At 68.0% G+C, this 12,854-nt stretch carries 8 protein-coding genes; 3 read left to right on the top strand and 5 right to left on the bottom strand.

Going from position 1 to position 12,854, the window contains the following annotated elements:
* Positions 1–329: 329 nt before the first annotated feature.
* Positions 330–968 carry a response regulator gene (locus AC5P8R_RS14765; RefSeq protein WP_495223579.1) on the bottom strand — a complete coding sequence of 213 codons (639 nt, stop codon included), beginning with the start codon at positions 966–968 and terminating at the stop codon, positions 330–332.
* Between the two features lie 75 nt (positions 969–1,043).
* Here AC5P8R_RS14765 and AC5P8R_RS14760 point away from each other — a divergent pair, with 75 nt between their 5' ends.
* Positions 1,044–4,643, top strand: coding sequence for an ATP-binding protein (locus tag AC5P8R_RS14760; protein ID WP_262087925.1), 3,600 nt, complete (start codon positions 1,044–1,046; stop codon positions 4,641–4,643).
* Here the strand turns inward: AC5P8R_RS14760 and AC5P8R_RS14755 are convergent.
* On the bottom strand, positions 4,637–5,038 hold the full coding sequence (locus AC5P8R_RS14755) for a c-type cytochrome (RefSeq protein ID WP_014645538.1): 402 nt from the start codon (positions 5,036–5,038) through the stop codon (positions 4,637–4,639). The two genes, AC5P8R_RS14760 and AC5P8R_RS14755, sit on opposite strands and share 7 nt — an antisense overlap.
* Positions 5,039–5,103: 65 nt before the next feature.
* The gene (locus AC5P8R_RS14750; RefSeq protein WP_041862952.1) at positions 5,104–6,780 is read right to left on the bottom strand and encodes an electron transfer flavoprotein-ubiquinone oxidoreductase; all 1,677 of its coding nucleotides are present in this window, start codon (positions 6,778–6,780) and stop codon (positions 5,104–5,106) included.
* Positions 6,781–7,037: 257 nt separating this feature from the next.
* Here AC5P8R_RS14750 and AC5P8R_RS14745 point away from each other — a divergent pair, with 257 nt between their 5' ends.
* Entirely contained in the window at positions 7,038–8,201 is a 1,164-nt protein-coding gene (locus AC5P8R_RS14745; RefSeq protein WP_046427898.1) for an acyl-CoA dehydrogenase family protein, read from the top strand.
* A 203-nt stretch (positions 8,202–8,404) separates the two neighbouring features.
* Here the strand turns inward: AC5P8R_RS14745 and AC5P8R_RS14740 are convergent, their stop codons facing one another.
* Both AC5P8R_RS14740 and AC5P8R_RS14735 read right to left on the bottom strand, forming a co-directional pair.
* Positions 8,405–8,884 (bottom strand): tRNA (cytidine(34)-2'-O)-methyltransferase, encoded by a 480-nt coding sequence (locus tag AC5P8R_RS14740; RefSeq protein ID WP_049441773.1) that lies wholly within the window; start codon positions 8,882–8,884, stop codon positions 8,405–8,407.
* A 69-nt stretch (positions 8,885–8,953) separates the two neighbouring features.
* A complete protein-coding gene (locus AC5P8R_RS14735) occupies positions 8,954–9,430 on the bottom strand; it encodes an XAC0231 family protein (RefSeq protein ID WP_005407626.1) in 477 nt (158 codons plus the stop codon).
* A gap of 416 nt (positions 9,431–9,846) precedes the next feature.
* Between AC5P8R_RS14735 and AC5P8R_RS14730 the strand changes: the two genes are divergently transcribed.
* A complete protein-coding gene (locus tag AC5P8R_RS14730; RefSeq protein ID WP_495223578.1) occupies positions 9,847–12,696 on the top strand; it encodes a M16 family metallopeptidase in 2,850 nt (949 codons plus the stop codon).
* Positions 12,697–12,854: the final 158 nt, after the last annotated feature.

Genomic DNA, 12,854 nt, shown 5'->3' with positions numbered 1-12,854 from the left:
GCCGGGAGGACGAGGGGGCCGGATCGGCGGCGCTGCAGGCGGCAGCGGAAAGAGAGACGAGCAGGCATGCCGCGAATGCGCGCAGGGGCCGCAACGGCAGGGTCCAACGTAGCTCAGGGGGGGACTGCATGCGCCTCTCCATGGTCAGCGTTGCCGGGCCAGACGGCCGGCAGGAAGCCGCACCCCATCCACCACGGACGGGAGCGAGGACATGAGCCGGTCGATTCCTTCGACCTCGCATTGAGAACTCATGCCTGCCCATCTTGGCACAGATCCGCAGGCCGTCAAAGAGGGGGGGCGGCAGCCGGGTCTGTGATGTGAAGTGCGTCTCAGATCTTGCCGTCACGCAGGTAGTCGAACAATTCGGCGTCGCCCTTCAGCCCCAGCTTGAGCATGGCGTCGCCCTTCTGCCGGCTGATGGTGCTGACGCTCTTGTGCAGCTGCAGCGAAATCTCCTTCACCGTCATGCCGGTGCCGAGCAGTCGCAGCACCTCCACTTCGCGTGGTGACAACGGCTTGCCGTCGCCCTCGCGCATGCGCCAGCTGCCGGCCGCGTCCACCCGCTCGCGCAGGCTGCGGCTGATGTAGGGCTGGCCGCGGTACACCGACTGGATGGCCTGCGGCAGCTCGTCCATTGACGAACTCTTGTCGACCAGACCGAGCACGCCACTGTCGAGCACCATGCGCAGGATCGCCAGGTTGCTGGAGACGCTGAGCATCAGCACCGGCAGGTCCGGATGCCGGCGGCGGATCATGCCGATCATGGCGAAGCCATCGGCCTGCGGGCTGCCCGGCATGGAGTAGTCGGTGACCAGCAGGTCACAGGGCTGGCTGGCGAGCAGGGTCATCAGCGCCTGCGCGCTGTCGGCCTCGCCGACCACGCGGCCCACGCCGCTCGACTCGATGACGGCGCGGGTACCGATGCGGACCACCGGGTGATCGTCTGCGATGATGATGCGCAAGCTCATGCTCTAGTATGGCCATCGGGCACGCCGGGCCGCGACCATCGCGGTCCCTGGCAGGATTCTAGGAGATCGACGCAGATGCGTAGGTGGGCTGTTCGCGGGCTGCTCCTGCTGCTGGCGGTGCTGGCCCTGCCCGTGGCCCAGGCACAGCCGGCCCCTGGGCTGCTGCCGCTCAGCCCGTTGCAGCGCGAATACCTGGTGGCGCATCCGACCATCGTTGTCGGGCAGTATGACAGCGGTTGGCCGCCCTTCGAGTCCCTCCGTGACGGCCAGCAGGTCGGTCTGGGACCGGACTACCTGTCGCATCTTGCACGCCAGCTCGGCATGAAGGTCGAGGCGCGCCGCTATCCGGACTGGACATCCGTGCTGGATGCGGCATGTCGTGGCGAGATCGACGTGGTGATGAATGTCGGCCTCAGTGCCGACCGCACCCGCTGCATGGTCTATACCGCGGCCTACAGCGAAGCGCCGCTGGCCCTGGTGGGCCGGCCGGACGACCTGCGTGCCTCCGACATGCCCGACCTGGAGGGTCTGCGGGTGGTGATCGAGCAGGATTTCCTGACCGGTCCGCAGGTGCGCGCCCGATTCCCGCGTGCCCGCCAGCTTGTCGTAAACGACACGTTGAGCGCATTGCAGATGGTCAGAGACGACAAGGCCGACGTCTACATCGGCAATGCCTTTGTCGCCACCGAGCTGATTGCCAGCCGGCGCCTGCAGGGCGTGGCGCTGTTGCGGCCCAGCGACCTGCCCCCTGAACGGCTGCACTTCGGCATTCCCAACAGCAAGCAACCCCTGGCTGAAGCCCTGGACCTGGCGCTGGCGGCCACCAGCCAGGCCCAGCGTGATGCCCTCGCACAACGATGGCTGCCACCGCCGCACTGGTCGGCATCGGCGCAGCTGGCGCTGAGCCAGGCCGAGAAGCGCGTGCTGGAGCAGCCGTTGAAGATCGGTTTCGCCCCGAATGCCGCGCCACTGTCGTTCACCGGCGAGGATGGCCGGCCCAGCGGGCTGGCCAGCGAATACCTGCAGCGCCTGATGCAGGCCGGTGCCAACCTGCAGGTCGAGGACAGCCACGACTGGTATGAGGTGCGCGAGAAGGCCCGCCGCGGTGAGCTGCAGGCGGTGATGGGCATTCCTGTCGATTCACGGTACCTGGGCCCGGACTGGGTGTTCAGCCAGCCCTTCATCAGCGTGCCGAACGTGATTGTGGTCAGGAGCGATGGCGAGTCGCTGCTGGGCCTGGCTGACCTGCAGGGCAAGCGCGTGCTGCTGTCCGACCCGGAGCGTGTGCGCGGCTACGTGCTGCAGCAGGCACCGCAGGCGCGGATCATCGCTGCACGCAGCGCCGAACAGTCGCTGCAGCGCCTGCTCGCTGGCGACGCCGATGCGTACATCGGCAACCTTGCCGTGGTCGATCACCTGCTGCGCAGCCGTTTCCCGGGGCGGCTGCAGGTGGCGGCACCGGCCGGCTTCAACGACCAGCTGGTGCTGGCTGTGGACCGCCGCCACGCGGCACTGGCTACCACCTTCGATCGCCTGCTGCTGCAGATGACCCCACGCAAGCGCGAGGCCCTGCGCAATGCCTGGCTGGGGGTGGAGTACCGCAACGGTGTCGACTGGAACAAGGTGCTGCGGTGGGGCGTGCCGGTGCTGCTGGTGCTGCTGACCGCGCTGCTGGTACATGGCGTCGGCCATTGGCGGCTGCGCCGCGAGGTGGCAGGACGTCGCCAGCTGGAGCAGCGTCTGGCCGAGGTGACCGACAACCTGCCTGCAGTGGTCTATCAGGCGCGTCGCGGCGCCGATGGCGCGCTCAGCTTCCCGTTCATCGCCGGTGACCTGCCTGCGTTGTTCGGCATTACACGGCAGCAGGCCGAACAGGATGCGAGGGTGTTGCTGGAACGCATCGAGGAAGAGGACCGCGCGCACATCCTGCACTCCATCGAGCAGGCCGCGCGCCAGTTCGCCCCATTGATCCTGGAGTTCCGCCTGCGCAGCGATGGGGAGGGCGTGCGCTGGGTGCGCAGCCAGGCCCACCCCTATGCCGCCGAAGAGGGCGCGGTGATCTGGAGCGGTTACTGGGTGGACGTGAGCGAAGCGCGGATGCAGGCCGATGCCCTGGCGGCGGCGAAGGCGGACGCCGAGCAGGCCGCCGAGGCCAAATCGCGCTTCCTGGCCACGATGAGCCATGAGATCCGCACGCCGATGAGTGGCGTGCTGGGGATGCTGGAGGTGCTGGCGCACTCACCGCTGGACAGCGAACAGCAGCGCATCCTCGGCGTTATCGAGGATTCGGCCCAGATGCTGCGGCAGATCCTCGATGACATCCTCGATTACTCGCGGCTGGAAGCAGGGGCGTTGCGCCTGGAACCGGTGCCGCAACCGCTGCGGCCCCTGCTGGAGAGCGTGTGCCGCCTGCTGTCGGCCCAGGCCAGCGCGCGTGGCCTGGCGCTGCACGTGCAGATCGATCCCGAGCTGGCGCCGGCCCACGAAGTGGACGGCGTGCGGCTGCGCCAGATCGTGTTCAACCTGCTCAGCAATGCCATCAAGTTCACCGCACAGGGCGAGGTGCGCCTGCAGCTGGAGGTGCTGGGGCCGACCAGCGAAGACGGCGTGCAACCGCTGTGCCTGAGCGTTACCGACACCGGCATCGGCATCGCACCGGAACAACTGCAGCACCTGTTCGCGCCCTTTACGCAGGCCGGTGCCTACATCCAGCGTGACCACGGCGGCACTGGCCTGGGCTTGAGCATCTGCCAGCGACTGGTGCAGATGATGCAGGGCGAATTGACCCTGCACAGCACGCTGGGCGAAGGAACCCGCGCCGAAGTGCGGGTATCGCTGGTGGAGGCCGGCAGCGAGGACGCGGCGGCACTGCTGGCCGAGCAGGACCAGTCCGCGCTGCTGCCCGCCGCGCTGCGCCAGGCGCGGGTGCTGGTGATCGAGGACCACCCGACCAACCAGGCGATGATGGCGTGGCGGCTGCAGCAGCTGGGCGTGCCCCATGTGCTGCTGGGCGATGGCCAGCAGGCGCTGGATCGCCTGTCGTCGGAGAGCTTCGACCTGGTGATCACCGACTGCCGCATGCCGGTACTCGATGGATTTGGCTTCACCCGCCTGCTGCGCGAACGCGAGGGCCGTACCGGCCAGCCGCGGCTGACGGTGCTGGCGCTGACCGCCAGCGTGCTGGACGACGATGCGCGCCGCTGCCGCGAGGCCGGCATGGACGAGGTACTGGCCAAGCCGCTGTCGCTGGCCACGCTGCGTGCGGCGCTGCTGCGCTGGCTGCCGCAGGCCCAGGGCCAGTCGTTCGAGGTGCCGGTGCCGGAGGTTGCCGCCGACGACGGTGAAGCATTGCCTGATCTGGCCACCCTGCAGCAGCGCTTCGGCTCGCGCGTGGTGGCCGAGCAGCTGCGCGACAGCCTGTTGCAGGCCAGCGAGGGTGACCTGGCCGCCGTGCAGCGCGCCGTGCAGGCTGGCGACCGCCAGGCTGCGGCGCTGCACCTGCATCGCCAGGCCGGCGGGCTCGGGGCGATCGGGGCCACGGCACTGGCCCAGCAGGCCAATGCCCTGGTCGAGCGCCTGCAGGATGCGGCAGAGGCCGATACGGCGCCGTTGTTCGCCACCGTAACGACGTTCGTGGCGCGGCTGCAGCAACAACTGCAGCGCCTGGCTCACTGAGCCGACTGCTGCTGCAGGTAGGCGATCACCAGGGCGCGGCGTTCTGCGCTGGGGAAGGCGTTGTACATGCGGGTGCCCGGCACCAGGTGCGTGGGTGACTGCAGGAAGGTATCCAGCGTCTGTGCGGTCCAGGTGATGTCGGCGCGGCGCATGCCGTCGGAATACCCATAGTCGGGCAGGCTGCCGGCGCGGCGGCCGATCACGCCGTGCAGGTTGGGTCCGAAGCGGTGGATGCCACCGGGCTGCACGGTGTGGCAGCCGGCACACAGTTCGAACGCGCGCTGCATGGCCTGCTGCCGGGCCTGTTCGGGCGTGGCCGGCACCGCGGGCGGGCGCTGGCAGGCCGTGGCAAGCAGGGCCACGGCAACGGCGGTGAGCAGGCGGCAGGCACGCATGGGTGGGCAGGATAGCGGTGCGGTGGAGCGGTCGGGCTGCGACACACGGTCGCAGCCCGGGGCGATCACATGCCCGAGTAGTTCGGGCCGCCGCCGCCCTGCGGGGTCACCCAGACGATGTTCTGGGTCGGATCCTTGATGTCGCAGGTCTTGCAGTGCACGCAGTTCTGCGCGTTGATCTGCAGGCGCGCGTTGTCGGCTTCGCCAACGAACTCGTACACACCGGCCGGGCAATAGCGGGCTTCCGGGCCTGCGTACTCGGCCAGGTTCACCTTCACCGGAATGCTGGGGTCCTTCAGCGTCAGGTGGCTGGGCTGGTTCTCGTCGTGGTTGGTGCTGCTCAGGAACACCGAGCTGAGGCGGTCGAAGGTCAGCACCCCATCCGGCTTCGGGTAGGCGATGCGGGTGTGCTTGGCGGCCGGTTCCAGGCAGGCATGATCCGGCTGCGTGCGGTGCAGGGTCCACGGCGGGTTGCGCACGCCCAGCTTCGGCAGCAGCCACTGCTCGACGCCGGTCATCAGCGTGGCCACGGTCTGGCCCTTCTTGAACCACTGCTTGAAGTTCTTGGCCTGCTGCAGTTCGGTGAACAGCCAGCTGGCTTCGAACGCCTTCGGGTAGGCGCTCAGTTCATCGTGCTGGCGGTCGGCGGCCAGCGCGTCGAACGCGGCGTCGGCGCACAGCATGCCGGTCTTGATCGCGGCATGGCTGCCCTTGATGCGGCTGGCGTTGAGGTAGCCGGCCTCGCAGCCGACCAGTGCACCGCCCGGGAACACCGTCTTCGGCAGCGACAGCAGGCCACCGGCGGTGATCGCACGCGCGCCGTAACCGATGCGGGTACCGCCTTCCAGATGCTTGCGGATGGACGGATGGGTCTTGAAGCGCTGGAACTCTTCGAATGGGCTCAGCCACGGGTTCCTGTAGTCCAGGCCGACCACGTAGCCGATGGCGACCTTGCCGCCGTCGGCGTGGTACAGGAACGCGCCGCCGTAGGTGTCGCTGTCCAGCGGCCAGCCGGCGGCGTGAACCACCAGACCCGGCTCATGCCGGGACGGGTCGATCTGCCACAGCTCCTTGATGCCGATGCCGTAGGCCTGCGGGTCCTTGCCTTCGTCCAGCGTGTAACGCGCGATCAACTGGCGGCCGAGATGGCCGCGCGCGCCTTCGGCGAAGATCGTGTATTTCGCCTGCAGCGCCATGCCGCGCTCGAACGCCGGGCCGATGCTGCCATCCTTCTCGATACCCATGTCGCCGGTGGCCACGCCGATCACTTCACCGTTGTCGCCGTACAGCACCTCGGCTGCGGCGAAGCCGGGGAAGATCGCCACTTCCAGCGCCTCGGCCTGCTGCGCCAGCCAGCGGGTCACTTCGCCCAGGCTGATGATGTAGTTGCCTTCGTTGTGGAAGCACTCCGGCAGCAGCGCGTTGGGCGTGCTGCGCGCGCCGGTTTCGCTGAGGAACAGGAATTCGTCACGGGTGACCTTCTGCTTCAGCGGTGCGCCGCGCTCGGCCCAGTCCGGGAACAGCTCGGTCAGCGCGCGCGGATCCATCACCGCACCAGACAGCACGTGCGCGCCTGGTTCGGACCCCTTCTCCAGCACGCACACCGACAACTCGCGGCCGGCTTCGATCGCGCGCTGGCGCAGGCGGATCGCGGTGGCCAGGCCGGCGGGGCCGGCGCCGACGATCACCACGTCGAATTCCATTACTTCACGCGGGGGCAGGGCGTTGGCTTCAGCGCTCATCGATTGCATGACTCGTGGGTAGGGCCGGCATCGGGGCCACCGGCGGTGCCTGGGAATCGCGCGTGCAGCCACGAGCGAAACGGTTGTTTGAATGTGTCAGGGTACCGGGCCGCGCGTGATCGAGCTAGATCGCCGATGTTCACGTCACGATTGCTGCGGTGCAGCGTAAGGCTGCGGCCCGGGTGGGTGCCGACCCTGGTCGGCACGCTCTGCCCGGATGACCGACAATGGCCGGGTCCTGACTGCGCGTGAGTGCCATGGCTTTGCATCCGTACGATCTGTTCGATGTCCGTTCCCTGCTCAATGAGGAAGAGCGCGCGGTGCAGGAGAGCGTCGCCCGCTTCACCAACGAGCGCGTGCTGCCGATCATCGGCGATGCCTTCGACCAGGCCCGTTTCCCCTCTGAACTGGTGCCGGAGATCGCCTCGCTGGGCCTGCTGGGCGCCACCCTGCCGGCCGAATACGGCGGCGGTGATCTGGGTGCGGTCAGCTATGGCTTGATCTGCCAGGAGCTGGAGCGCGGCGATTCGGGCCTGCGCAGCTTCGTCTCGGTGCAGAGCTCGCTGTGCATGTACCCGATCTATGCCTACGGCAGCGAGGAACAGCGCCAGCAGTGGCTGCCGGCGATGGCGCGCGGCGAACTGATCGGCTGCTTCGGCCTGACCGAGGCGCACGGTGGGTCCGACCCGGCCAGCATGAAGACCCGCGCGGTGCGCGACGGCAGCGACTGGCGCATCAGCGGCAGCAAGATGTGGATCACCAGCGGCCCGGTGGCCGACCTGGCCATCGTCTGGGCGCAGACCGAGGACGGCATCCAGGGCTTCGTGCTGGAGAAGGGCATGGCCGGCTTCACCACGCAGGAGATCAAGCACAAGATGAGCCTGCGCGCGTCGCTGACCGGTGCGCTGTTCTTCGATGACGTGCGCGTGCCCGACAGCCATCGCCTGCCGAACGTGAAGGGCCTGAAGGGGCCGCTGGGCTGCCTGACCCAGGCCCGTTACGGCATCAGCTGGGGCCCGATCGGTGCCGCCGTTGCCTGCCTGGATGAAGCGCTGGGCTATGCCAAGGAGCGCGTGCTGTTCGGCCGCCCGCTGGCGGCCACCCAGAGCGCGCAGATCAAGCTGGCCGAAATGGCCCGCCGCATCACCACCGCGCAGCTGCTGGCGCTGCAGCTGGGCCGCCTGAAGGAAGCCGGGCAGCTGCAGCCGCAGCAGGTCAGCCTGGCCAAATGGAACAACTGCCGCATGGCGATCGACATCGCCCGCGAATGTCGCGATCTGCTGGGTGGGGCCGGCATCACCACCGAACACGTGGCGATCCGGCATGCACTGAACCTGGAATCGGTGATCACCTATGAAGGCACCGAGACCGTGCACCAGCTGGTGATCGGCCGCGAACTGACCGGCATCAACGCGTTCTGAAACCTGGTTCCGGTGGGTGCCAACCTTGGTTGGCACATCTTTCCAGAAGTTTCTGCAGCCGCCTTGACCTGTCTTTGGTAGGTGCCAACCTTGGTTGGCACACTCCTTCGGCACGCGACCGGGGAACAGTGCGGACCAAGGTCCGCACCCACCAGAAGCAGGTCACACCCACCAGCAGCGATCCACAGCCACCCCGGAGCGGTTTACGCGCCGCCGGCAAACCCGTGCTGCCGCCACGCCTCGTACATCACCACGGCAACGGTGTTGGAAAGATTGAGGCTGCGGTTGCCCGGCCGCATCGGCAGGCGCAGGCGGCGGCCATCCGGCAGCGCATCGAGCACGTCCTGCGGCAGGCCACGGCTTTCCGGGCCGAACAGGAAGGCATCGCCATCTTCGAACGCCACGCTGTCGTAGCGGACGCTGGCACGCGTACTCAGGGCGAACAACCGCTTCGGTGCGATCCGCGCCAGCGCGGTGTCCAGGTCGGGGTGCACCTGCAGGCGCGAGTACTCGTGGTAGTCCAGGCCGGCGCGCTTGAGCTGCTTGTCTTCCAGTGCGAAGCCGAGCGGCTCGACCAGGTGCAGCTGCGCGCCGGTGTTGGCGCAGAGCCGGATCACATTGCCCGTGTTGGGCGGGATTTCCGGTTGGAACAGGATTACGTGGAACGGGGGCGCGGCATTCATCGGCGCAGTGTACCTGCGACGGCGGCCGCCTCTACGGCGCACGCCCTGCGCTGGGCAGGGCGGCACCGCTTACGGGCGCAGCAGGACCTGGGCGGTTTCGGTGGCCAGGGCCTGCAGGTCTGCAGCGCTCGGACGCACCTGCAGGGCCGGCAGGTTGACGATCACCTGGTTGGCGACGCTGGTGGCAGCGGCAGCCAGGGTGGCGGCGTAGCGCTGGGCTTCCAGTTCGGCGGCCAGGGCGACGCGCTGTTCCAGGCTCGGGCGCACTTCCACCGAGGCCAGGGTGGTGATCGGCATCGCGGCGGCGACCGGGGCGGCGACGTAGCCGCTGCGCTCGGCCAGCTGGTCGGCGCTCGGGCGCACTTCCACGGTGGCCAGGGTCGGGATGCCGCTGGCCTGTTCCCAGGCCTGCTGGGCCAGCTGGTCGGCGGCCGGGCGAACCTGCACGGTGGACAGGGTCTTGATGGATTCAGAGGCCTGCACCGACGAAACAACCGCGGTGCCGGCGATCAGGGCGATGGCGATGGCAATGGTCTTGGCGTTCATGACGGGGCCTGTTTAGTGTTGGTGATCAGTGGTGTTGTAGTAAGGTAGTACACCAATTCTGGGGATGCAAGAAGAATTTTCGATTTCCTGCATTTGTTCAGTCTTCAGTCAGCTTGCGTCTGAAGCCCTTCCTGGCGCAGGAAGGGCCAAGCAATCCCCGTGCCAAATTTTATTTATTGATTTACAAGGGTTTTTTATCAATCGAAAAGTGTCCGGTGGGCGGACACCTGTCCATTCGATGTGCCGCGGACACTGTCCGGACGCCTTCAGCCGGCACATGTGACGGTTCACGCCCCCCGGCTGGGGCCGGGCCGGATGGCCTTCAGGGCAAACACCCCCAGTGACTGGCGACCGATTCCTGCCGTTGCCTGCGCAGGCTAGGATCGGGGTTCACCTATGTGACCAAGGATCCGGATATGTCTCTCGCCCTTCGCCCGCGCGCCGCATTGCTGGCCGTCGCCCTCAGCACCGCCCTGGGCACGCTTGCGCCCACCTCCGCGCTTGCCGCCAGGCCGACGGCACCGGCCAAGGTCGATATCCCGTACGAGCAGTTCACCCTGCCCAACGGCCTGCGCGTGATCGTGCATACCGATCGCAAGGCGCCGATCGTCGCGGTCAACGTCTGGTACCACGTGGGCAGCAAGGATGAGCCGGCCGGCCGCACCGGCTTCGCGCACCTGTTCGAGCACCTGATGTTCCAGGGCAGCGAGAACCACGACGGCGAATTCTTCGAACCGTTCAAGCAGGTCGGTGCCACCAACCAGAACGGCACCACCAACACCGACCGCACCAACTACTTCGAGAACGTGCCGACCACCGCGCTGGACATGGCGCTGTGGATGGAGTCGGACCGCATGGGCCATCTGGTCGGTGCGATCGACCAGGCTGCGCTGGACGAGCAGCGCGGCGTGGTGCAGAACGAGAAGCGCCAGGGCGAGAACCAGCCCTACGGCCAGGCCTGGGACCAGATCAACAAGGCGCTGTATCCGGTTGGCCACCCGTACCACCACGGCGTGATCGGCTCGATGAACGATCTCAACGCGGCCTCGCTGGATGACGTGAAGACCTGGTTCCGCACCTGGTATGGCCCGAACAACGCGGTGCTGGTGCTGGCCGGCGACATCGATCTGGCCACCGCCAAGGAGAAGGTCGCCAGGTACTTCGGCAGCATCCCCGCTGGCCCGACCATGGCGCAGCCGGCGGTGAACGTGGCCAAGCGCAGTGCCGATACCCGCGAGACGATGACCGACAAGGTGCCGCAGGCGCGCATCTACCGCGCCTGGAACGTGCCGCAGGTCGGCACCGCCGACATCGACCAGTTGCAGCTGTTCTCCGAAGTGCTGGGCGGCGCCAAGTCCTCACGCCTGAGCCAGCGCCTGCAGCACCAGGACAAGCTGGTGGACAGCATCGGCTCGGGCCTGTCGACCTCGCAGCTGGGCTCCAACTTCGTGATCGTGGCGACCGTCAAGCAGGGCCAGGACCCGGCCAAGGTCGAGAAGATCATCGACGAGGAACTGGACCGCCTGATCAAGCAGGGCCCGACCGCGGCCGAGCTGGAGCGCGCCAAGACCGGCGCCCGTGCCGGCTTCATCCGTGGCATCGAGCGCATCGGTGGCTTCGGCGGCAAGGCCGATGCGCTGGCCGAGTGCGCGGTGTTCACCGGCGACCCGGGTTGCTTCCGCACCTCGCTGGCCAACATCGAGAAGGCCAGTGCCGCCGATCTGAGCCGCCTGGGCGCACAGTGGCTGGACAAGGGCAGCCACACCCTGGTGATCGCACCGGGTGAGCGCGTGGCGCTGAAGGAAGAACCGAGCCAGACGCCGAAGCCGTTCACCGTGCCGGCGGTGGACCCGAAGTACAGCACCCTGCCGGAACAGGTGGACCGCAAGGCCGGCGTGCCGCAGACCCGCGAGTTCCCGCAGCTGAAGTTCCCGGCACTGCAGCGCACCACGCTGAAGAACGGCACCCAGGTGATCCTGGCCGAACGCCACGAGATTCCGGTGGTGCAGTTCAGCTACCAGTTCCCGGGCGGCTTCAGCGCCGACCAGGGTCGCAAGCCCGGCACCGCCAACTTCACCATGAGCCTGATGACCGAAGGCGCCGGCAAGCTCGGTTCGCTGGCCTTCGCCGACGCCGCCGACGCACTGGGCGCCAGCCTGGATGCCTCGGCCGGCCTGGACTCGATGAGCGTGGACCTGTCGGCGCTGAAGGAAAACCTGGCACCGTCGCTGGCGTTGTACCGCGACCTGCTGCGCGAACCGCGTTTCGAGCAGGGCGAGATCGACCGGGTCAAGGCGACCTGGATCGCCGGCATCCAGCAGGAGAAGGTGAACCCGGGTGCAGTGGCCATGCGCGTGCTGCCGCCGCTGCTGTACGGCAAGGGCCACCCGTACGCCATCCCGTTCACCGGCAGCGGCGACGAGGCGGCGATCAACGGCCTGACCCGCGAAGATCTGGTTGATTTCCACCACGACTGGCTGCGCCCGCAGAATGGCACCCTGATCGTGGTCGGTGACACCACCCTGGCCGAGATCGTGCCGCTGCTGGACAAGCAGCTGGGCGACTGGAAGGCGACCGGCGAGGCGCCGCAGGTGAAGGCGGCCACCGATGTCGCGCTGCCGAAGGGCCCGCGCGTGTTCCTGATCGACCAGCCGGGTGCGGTGCAGGCCAACCTGTTCGCCGGCCAGGTGGTGGCGCCGTCCAGCGCCGCCAGTTCGACCCGCTTCGACATTGCCAACGGCGTGATCGGCGGCGACTTCACCTCGCGCCTGAACATGAACCTGCGCGAGGACAAGCACTGGTCGTACGGCGCGCGCAGCAGCGCGACCAGTTCGGTGGGCCAGCGCCCGTGGATGGCCAGTGCGCCGGTGCAGATCGACAAGACCGGCCCGGCACTGGCGGAAATGCGCAAGGAGATCGCCGCATTCGCCGACGGCAGCAAGCCGGCCACCGCTGCCGAAGTCAACCGCATCCGCAACATCCAGACCCTCAGCCTGCCCGGTGCCTACGAGACCGCCAGTGCCGTGGCCGCGACCATCGGTTCGATCGTGCAGTTCAAGCGCCCGGACGACTATGTGCTGCGTCGCAAGGCCGAGATCGAAGCGATGACCCCGGCGCAGGTGCAGCAGGCTGCTGCCGAGATCAAGCCGCAGGCCCTGACCTGGGTGGTGGTGGGCGATCTCAAGCAGACCGAAGCGGCCGTGCGCGCGCTGAACCTGGGCGAGGTGACGGTGATCGACGCCGAGGGCAACCCGGTCAAGAAATAAGGCACGACCCCGGCCCGCCTGTGGCGGGCCGGCTCCCCCGGTAGTGCCGGCCACTGGCCGGCAAACCCTTAAGGCGTCGGAGCCCCCTGCGGGGGATCCGACCCCTCTGCCGACCTGGGGTCGGATCCCCCGCAGGGGGCTCTGACCCCGGCCCCGGC

This window comes from Stenotrophomonas sp. YJH_SMC_73 (genome assembly GCF_059370155.1).
This window is presented reverse-complemented; position numbering and strand designations above follow the sequence as displayed.

Bases quoted from the DNA above. Each gene is read 5' to 3' on its own strand.
- AC5P8R_RS14765 (WP_495223579.1), bottom strand. From the start codon at position 968: ATGAGCTTGCGCATCATCATCGCAGACGATCACCCGGTGGTCCGCATC.
- AC5P8R_RS14760 (WP_262087925.1), top strand. From the start codon at position 1,044: ATGCGTAGGTGGGCTGTTCGCGGGCTGCTCCTGCTGCTGGCGGTGCTG.
- AC5P8R_RS14755 (WP_014645538.1), bottom strand. From the start codon at position 5,038: ATGCGTGCCTGCCGCCTGCTCACCGCCGTTGCCGTGGCCCTGCTTGCC.
- AC5P8R_RS14750 (WP_041862952.1), bottom strand. From the start codon at position 6,780: ATGAGCGCTGAAGCCAACGCCCTGCCCCCGCGTGAAGTAATGGAATTC.
- AC5P8R_RS14745 (WP_046427898.1), top strand. From the start codon at position 7,038: ATGGCTTTGCATCCGTACGATCTGTTCGATGTCCGTTCCCTGCTCAAT.
- AC5P8R_RS14740 (WP_049441773.1), bottom strand. From the start codon at position 8,884: ATGAATGCCGCGCCCCCGTTCCACGTAATCCTGTTCCAACCGGAAATC.
- AC5P8R_RS14735 (WP_005407626.1), bottom strand. From the start codon at position 9,430: ATGAACGCCAAGACCATTGCCATCGCCATCGCCCTGATCGCCGGCACC.
- AC5P8R_RS14730 (WP_495223578.1), top strand. From the start codon at position 9,847: ATGTCTCTCGCCCTTCGCCCGCGCGCCGCATTGCTGGCCGTCGCCCTC.